This is a genomic window from Rhodococcus sp. NPDC059234 (genome assembly GCF_042754225.1).
GTDB lineage: Bacteria > Actinomycetota > Actinomycetes > Mycobacteriales > Mycobacteriaceae > Rhodococcus_G.
This window is the reverse complement of sequence record NZ_JBHZAH010000157.1, coordinates 5,828-9,665: the sequence shown is the minus strand read 5'-3', so window position 1 is coordinate 9,665 and position 3,838 is coordinate 5,828. Positions and strand designations below refer to the sequence as shown.

Annotated in this window: 3 protein-coding genes and 1 pseudogene; 1 reads left to right on the top strand and 3 read right to left on the bottom strand. The window is 69.5% G+C overall.

Going from position 1 to position 3,838, the window contains the following annotated elements; genetic code table 11:
• Window positions 1–155 precede the first annotated feature (155 nt).
• From ACFXGJ_RS22675 to ACFXGJ_RS22665, 3 genes are all read right to left on the bottom strand, one after another.
• Window positions 156–1,088 carry an AraC family transcriptional regulator gene (locus ACFXGJ_RS22675; protein ID WP_378625155.1) on the bottom strand — a complete coding sequence of 311 codons (933 nt, stop codon included), beginning with the start codon at window positions 1,086–1,088 and terminating at the stop codon, window positions 156–158.
• 51 nt (window positions 1,089–1,139) lie between these two features.
• Complete coding sequence (locus ACFXGJ_RS22670; protein ID WP_378625157.1) at window positions 1,140–2,066, bottom strand: NADP-dependent oxidoreductase; 927 nt, start codon at window positions 2,064–2,066, stop codon at window positions 1,140–1,142.
• Between the two features lie 175 nt (window positions 2,067–2,241).
• On the bottom strand, window positions 2,242–2,619 hold the full coding sequence (locus ACFXGJ_RS22665) for a VOC family protein (RefSeq protein ID WP_378625153.1): 378 nt from the start codon (window positions 2,617–2,619) through the stop codon (window positions 2,242–2,244).
• Window positions 2,620–2,989: 370 nt separating this feature from the next.
• Between ACFXGJ_RS22665 and ACFXGJ_RS22660 the strand changes: the two are divergent.
• Window positions 2,990–3,838: pseudogene (locus ACFXGJ_RS22660) on the top strand (Ig-like domain repeat protein); the annotation flags it as partial.

Genomic DNA, 3,838 nt, shown 5'->3' with positions numbered 1-3,838 from the left:
CCGCTCACGCGGGTGGCGCCTTCGTTGCGTTCCGGACCCATCCGACCGATTCCGCGCACCGGATCTGCCGCGATCACACCCCCCGATTCCGCCGCCCATGACCGTGAGATCGAGACAACGGGGGTGCGACGACGGGGAGTCGGCCGGTGCCGTCGTCAGGCCGCTCGCGCCTCGCGCCGGTACGCCCCCGGCGCCAGCCCGTACTCGCGCTTGAACGCCTTCGCGAAGGCGAACTCGGAGCCGTATCCGGCCCGGTCCGCGACCGCGCTCAGCGGGGCGTCGGATTCGCGTAGCAGCCGGGCGGCCGTCGTCATCCGCCAGCGGGTCAGGTAGGCCATCGGCGGCTCCCCGACGAATGCCGTGAAGCGCCGAGAGAAGGCGGCCCGGGACAGGCCCGCGCGGGCGGCCAGCGACTCGACCGACCACGCGGCCGCGGGATCGTCGTGGATCGCCGCCAGCGCGGGCGCGACCGCCGGGTCGGCGAGCGCCGCGGCCCAGCCCTCCGCGCTCGCCGAGGGCTGGGCCTCGAACCAGGCCCGCAGGATGTACAACAACAGCGAGTCGATCAGTGTGGGCACGATGCCGTCCGATCCGATCCGCGGGTTCTCCAGTTCGGCCCCGAGCAGCTGCACGGCGGCGCTGAGCTCGGGGTGCCTGCCCTGCCCGGTCTGCAGGTGAACCACCTCCGGCAACTGCCGTACCAGCGGGTGCGGGCGCCGCTGGTCGAGGTAATAGTTGCCGCAGAGCAGGCTGGTCAGCGGCCCGTCGCCGCCGAGCGACACCGTCCCGATCGGTGAGCCGGGGTCGAACCGCTGCGCCGTCTCCAGCACCGGCGGGGTGGCCGGGTGGTCGGCGAGGATGTGGCCGCGGCCGTCGCGCAGGAAGACCACGTCGCCCGGGCTCAGCGCGATCGGCGACAGGGGCGAATCCTCCAGGGGCACCAGCCAGCACGTGCCGTGCAGCACCACGTGGAAGCCCGCCCCGGCGACCGCCGGCAGCCGCAGGCCCCACGGGGCACGGCCGTCGGTGCGCACGGACGACGGGTGCCCGGTACGCATCGAGCCCAGTGCCTCGGTCAGGATGTCCACGCGCACTGCCCTCCTCGTCTCGACGGCAACGATACGGTCCGCGGGCCCGGCTCAGGCGACCGTGAGCACCACCTTGCCCTGGGTCCGGCCCGAGCCGACCAGCTCGTGCGCGCGACCCGCCTCTGCCAAGGGGAAGGTCGCGTCGATGTGGGGCCGGATCCGGCCGGCATCGACGAGCGCGGCGATCGCCTCGAGCGAGGCGTAGTCCGGCTCCACCGACACCCCGGCGAACCGCCGCCCGGCCGCCTCGACCTCCCCGGCGAGCTGCCGGTCGCCGTGCTCCATGATGCTGACCAGCGTGCCGCCCGGCCGCAGCACGCCCAGCGCGCGCCGGCCCTGCGAGGTGGAGTCGAAGACCACGTCGACGTCCCGCACCACCTCCGTGAAGTCGGTGTCGCGGTAGTCGATCACCTCGTTGGCCCCCAAGCCGCGCACGAACTCGTGCCGGGGCGCGCCCGCCAGGGCGATCACGTGCGCGCCGCGGGCCTTGGCGATCTGCACAGCGAGGTGACCGACTCCGCCGGCCGCCCGGGTGATCAGCACGCGGTCGCCCTCGCCGACCCGCGCCGCGTCCACCAGCCCCTGCCAGGCGGTGAGCCCGGCCAGGGGAAGGGCCGCGGCCTGGACGTGGTCGAGCGATTCCGGCTTGCGGGCCACCTGCCGCGACGGGGCCACCACGTACTCCGCGTAACCGGTGGCGGCGCGGGGGAAGAACGGCATCCCGAACACCTCGTCACCGACCCGGAACCGGGCGCCGGGCCCGGCCTCCTCGACCACGCCCGAGATGTCCCAGCCGACCCCGAAGCTCGGCTGCCCCAGCAGCGGGTACGCCCCGGAGCGGACCGCAACATCCACCGGGTTCACCCCGCTGGCGTGCACGCGGACGAGCACCTCGCCGCCGCGAGGTTCCGGCCGTTCGGTCTGCACGGTCTCGAGCACCTCGGGGCCGCCGAATGCGTTCTGGATGACTGCCAACATCACGGACTCTCCTCTGTCGATCGGGTTGATGTGCTCAACCGTAGGGAGATCCGACGAGCCGCAGAATGTCTCCAGATCTCGGAATCATGTCCGATCGTCCACCGCTTGGGGACGCTCGGACATCGCCCATCTCGCGCGGAGGATCGGCCCACGGCGACGGGGGTGAACCAGGGCGTCAGTCCTGATGGAGCTGCACCAGGTTCCCGCAGGTGTCGTCGAACACGGCAGAGATGCCCGACGGGTCGGCGGTCGGCTCACGGGTGAACCGGACCCCGAGCTCGATCAGACGCTCGTACTCCGCCCGCACGTCCGCCGTGCCGAACACGATCGCCGGCAAGCCCTGCTCGTACACACCCGCGCGATAGGCCTCGGCAACCGGGTTGTCGCTCGGCTCGAGCAGCAGACCGACTCCGTCCGGGTCCTGCGGGGACTTGACGATGAACAGGTGGTGCTCCGGCATCGCGAGCAGTTCCTCGAATCCGAGGGTGTCGCGATAGAACTCGAACGCGGCAGCGGGGTCGGTGACGTGGATCCCGCACATCTTGATTCGCATGCGGCCGAGGCTAGCGGCCAAGGCAGATACTGCGTTCCCGTCAGGACGGGCGAGGCGGGCCCTCACTACGTCGACTCGACCGTCCCGTCAACTCCGCAGATCCTCCTCGAACACGTTATGAATCCGTGTCCTGACCGGCCAATTCGGACACACAGGTCGTGCGTCACACCGCCCGTAGCTACCGGCGAGTACGCCCTTTTCCCAGGTAGATGGCATCTTTGTTTAACACTTCGGCGATCCGGTCCAGTGTTGAACCAAAAATCACGAAACTGCAACGAGTTCTCAAAGCCAATGGCATGGTGTGAGGAATTTCATCCGCCCCCCATGTCCGGCGCTGGTCTCTCGAACCGGCCGGATGCAAGGAGATTCGATGTCGAAGCCCTCAGTACGGCAAGTCGCCGTACCCGTAACCAGCGCGGCGGTGGTCGCCGGCATGATGCTGATCGGCGCGCCGGCCAACGCCGCTACCTCCACCACCAACTTCACCAGCTCGTGTCAGGCAAAGTCGGTCCTCACGGTCGACAAGTCGGTCGCGGCCTCGATGACCGTCGACGCTCCGGCATCGGTCAACGCCGGCGAGACGTTCACCTACCGCATCAAGCCGAATGCGTCCTCCTACCCGAACTCGGATTCGGGCGCGACGACCACGAACCTCTCGCGACTCAAGTACGACTACGCGATCCCCGACAACGCCACCTTCGTGAGCGCGACCGTGGTGCCTGGCACCGCCGTCAACATCGACAATGTCGCGCCGAACGTGCTTCGTGTGAACGACAGCGGAGCGGTGGACAACGCGGCCGGCACCATCGTCAGGCTCTCCGGCAACAACGAGGTCGTGGGCAACGGCGCGAACAACAGCACGAACAGCGAGGGCGGCATCCGCGTACCCAAGGCGAAGAAGAACCTCGACGGATCGACCAACAGCAACGGCGACAGCTGGTACCAGCTTCCCGCGGTAGACATCACGGTCACCGCCGTCGCGCCTGGTGTCATCACCCCGAAGGTTCGCACCGCCGGCAGCGCCGCCAGCTACGGCAACGACCAGAACTTCAGCACCTCGTTGGCGAAGGCGTCATTCCTCGGCGGCACGCAATGGGCACCCACCCGGTGCATTCCCAGCGACAACAAGAGCGCGCCCAACGCGGGCGCAGGCCCGCTGGCGAGCATCACGGTCAACAATTCGGCTCCGGTCCTGGTCGACACGACCACCACCGTCAAC

What these genes read in the sequence shown, in the direction of transcription:
- ACFXGJ_RS22670 (WP_378625157.1), bottom strand. Translation starts at nt 2,066, where the DNA reads ATGTTGGCAGTCATCCAGAACGCATTCGGCGGCCCCGAGGTGCTCGAG.
- ACFXGJ_RS22665 (WP_378625153.1), bottom strand. Translation starts at nt 2,619, where the DNA reads ATGCGAATCAAGATGTGCGGGATCCACGTCACCGACCCCGCTGCCGCG.